The following is a 2661-nucleotide window of genomic DNA, read 5'->3' on the forward strand; positions in this document are numbered from 1 at the left end:
GCCAAAGAAAGTGTCATGAAAATAGGCACATTACCCCGTGGTGCTTTAATTCACTTCGGTGAAGGTGTTTATCAAGAAGGTGTTTTCGGATGCTAAGATTCAAGGTAGGCACGACGAGCGCATGCACGGAGATTGGTGAGGCAGAAATCAAAGCAGGTGGGGAGTAAAGAAATAAAACCGAAAGATCAAAAGGAGTTTGTGCCTTATGACGCAGAGGTTAGTCTTTATGCTAAAGCAGACAAAACGGTACAATCTGGTGAAGCAAGTATCGTCGTTGAGTTTGTTACCAATCACTGAAATTGAAGGGAGAGATCTATTAACTCTCCTTCAGTTTATGAAGAAGTAGAAGCTTGTACGTTTAATTGTAGATTAAGGGAAGATAACACAGCAACTAAAGTAGAAAGCTTGGGGTCACCAGTTTTGCTTAAGGAACGATATAAACCACTGCGTTCACGGTTTGTTTCTTTTGCTAAAGCACTCATATTTTGAGCTCGCGCAACAATACCAATGGCGTCAGCAATATGAGCCGCATCAGCAGTTTTGAAGGCTTCGTTTAAAAAAACTTCTTGAGATTCTGGTGTTGTGAGGTGTTTTTCAAAGTTAAAGGTTTTCAATTTCATTTTTAAGCTCCTTTAAAAGAGATAAGGCTTTCTGAATATCACTGGATTGTGTGGATTTATCACCACCACAAAGCAATATAATGATTTTATCGCCTTTTTGTGTGAAATAAACTCGATACCCAGCCCCATAATGGATACGTAATTCACCTATACCATTAAAAAAACTTCGCATCACCCAAAAGTCCTGAACGAATTCTATGAAGTCTTGTAAGAATTATATCAGCAGCTTTTCTGTCTTTAAGCTTTTCTAACCATTCATCGAATTCATCTGTTGTTTTTATTATCGCTACCATTAGTGTATTATAGTGCACACAGTATGTAATGTCAAGTTAGTTATAATTTTTGTATCACTGGAAAGGTATTCTGATGTCACGTCATTATATTCGGGTCAAGACAGGGGGACCAATACCGGCTAGCCAAAATTTTTATCGTCATCGAAAAACGCTTTCGAACTTAGTTTCTGTTATCCAAGATGAGGTTGATGACACGACGGATGAGTATGTAGCGCAAATCCAAGAAAGTATTTTTGCTGCTATTCGTTTTTGTGAGAGGGAAAGTTTTTACTTTAACGAAAGCCGTGATGTTACGTTTCAAACACGGGCGGGGCAAGGTGCTTATGATGCAAACGATACCCGCCCTATTGAAACAGCAGTCAAAATCAAAAGCGTTTATCTTAAGTCAGATCAACACCATAAGCTTGAACTTGAGCGGAGAAGCCCTTTTGCTCTAGAGCCTTCGTTGACATCACAGCAGCAAGGAACGCCGGTTTGTTACAGTTATTTTGATAGGAAATTGCATCTTTATCCCATACCGGATAGGGCTTATCAGATTCAACTTCTTCTCTCTCCACAGCGCTTATCAGAGATAGAGAGTGTCGATGAGGAGCATCCATGGTTTATCTATGGGTTTGATTTGATCAAGGCGCGTGCAAAATATGAACTCTATAAGAATATCTTGAAAGATCCAGATTGTGCAGTCGCAGCTTATAACGATTTTCAAGAGCAGTTACAGCAATTGCGAACAGAAACCTCAACCCGCAATAATGTCACAAGAATAGTTCCAACGGATTTTTAGCATGGTTTATTTTCCAGTCGCTGATTATAGACCCGATGTTTCAGTCGTCAACGGGAGCTTTACGGATACACTTGTGAATGTTTTACCCGCTGATGGCTGCTACATTCCCATGCCTAGTGCAACGGTTGTTTCTCATCCTTTGGAAGAAAAGCCGTTGGGTTGCATAGCCTTTAGAAGTGGCGATGGAGTTAAGATAATCGTAGGAGGTAAGCAAAAGCTTTACAGTTATGATAGTCAAACCAAGGGTTGGAAGGACATCAGCCAAAGTGGTGTGACGTATCATGCACATGAGGATAATCAATGGTCGTTTGCCTTGTTTGGTAAAAGAATTATTGCAGTGAATAAAAATGATAAACCGCAAGTTTTTAATACCCATAGCTCTGAACGGTTTGAAGATTTAGGAGGCAATCCACCGAAAGCTAGTTTTGTGAAGGTTTGGGGTGATTTTGTTTGTTTGATGCAGCTTACAGATAATCCCAATCGCATTCATTGGTCGGGTTTGAATGATGCAACTCATTGGACGGTTAAAGAGAAAAATTGTGATTTTCAAGATTTTCCGGATGGAGAATATGTTCAAGGGTCAACGGAATCCACCAATCCACTCATTTTTATGCGTTCAGCTATTTATGCAGGAACCTTTGTTCCGGGTTCTCAAATTGTATTTACTTTTCAAAAGATCCAAGATAAGTGCGGAGCCCGCAGTGCATCTTCTATAGTATCTCGAGGGAGTGATGCTTTTTTTGCGAGTGATGGTGGCTTTTATCAGATGAGTACTGATGGTCAACTTTTCCCGATAGGTTTTGAAAAGGTTGATAGAACGGTTTTTAAAACCTTTGATAAGTTTGCTCTTGATGAGATGCAAGGAGTGATAGATCCCATTGATAACCGGATTTACTGGTCCTTAAAGAGAGGTAATAACGAGCAAACGACCTTAGTTTATGATTGGGGATTGCAGAAATGGTCGACG

4 protein-coding genes and 1 pseudogene are annotated in these 2661 nt (G+C 40.0%); 3 read left to right on the forward strand and 2 right to left on the reverse strand.

The features are described 5' to 3' along the window. The first annotated feature begins 135 nt into the window (after positions 1-135). Entirely contained in the window at positions 136-297 is a 162-nt protein-coding gene (locus tag BN338_RS01990) for a hypothetical protein (RefSeq protein WP_244427593.1), read from the forward strand. A 35-nt stretch (positions 298-332) separates the two neighbouring features. Here the strand turns inward: BN338_RS01990 and BN338_RS01995 are convergent, their stop codons facing one another. Beyond that, positions 333-620 (reverse strand): addiction module antidote protein, encoded by a 288-nt coding sequence (locus BN338_RS01995; protein WP_039758562.1) that lies wholly within the window; start codon positions 618-620, stop codon positions 333-335. Continuing rightward, positions 601-913: pseudogene (locus BN338_RS02000) on the reverse strand (type II toxin-antitoxin system RelE/ParE family toxin). The gene BN338_RS01995 and the pseudogene BN338_RS02000 overlap by 20 nt, the downstream one beginning before the upstream one ends. 73 nt (positions 914-986) lie before the next feature. Between BN338_RS02000 and BN338_RS02005 the strand changes: the two are divergent. Together BN338_RS02005 and BN338_RS02010 are read left to right on the forward strand one after the other, a co-directional pair. After that, entirely contained in the window at positions 987-1694 is a 708-nt protein-coding gene (locus tag BN338_RS02005; RefSeq protein ID WP_039758564.1) for a phage adaptor protein, read from the forward strand. Position 1695: 1 nt separating this feature from the next. Beyond that, positions 1696-2661: hypothetical protein (locus tag BN338_RS02010; RefSeq protein WP_039758570.1), on the forward strand; the 966-nt coding region annotated here is incomplete at its 3' end.

It is taken from the genome of Bartonella queenslandensis AUST/NH15 (assembly GCF_000312585.1).
Lineage (GTDB): Bacteria > Pseudomonadota > Alphaproteobacteria > Rhizobiales > Rhizobiaceae > Bartonella > Bartonella queenslandensis_A.

Coding starts and splice junctions, on each gene's coding strand:
- BN338_RS01995 (WP_039758562.1), bottom strand. CDS start 620: ATGAAATTGAAAACCTTTAACTTTGAAAAACACCTCACAACACCAGAA.
- BN338_RS02005 (WP_039758564.1), top strand. CDS start 987: ATGTCACGTCATTATATTCGGGTCAAGACAGGGGGACCAATACCGGCT.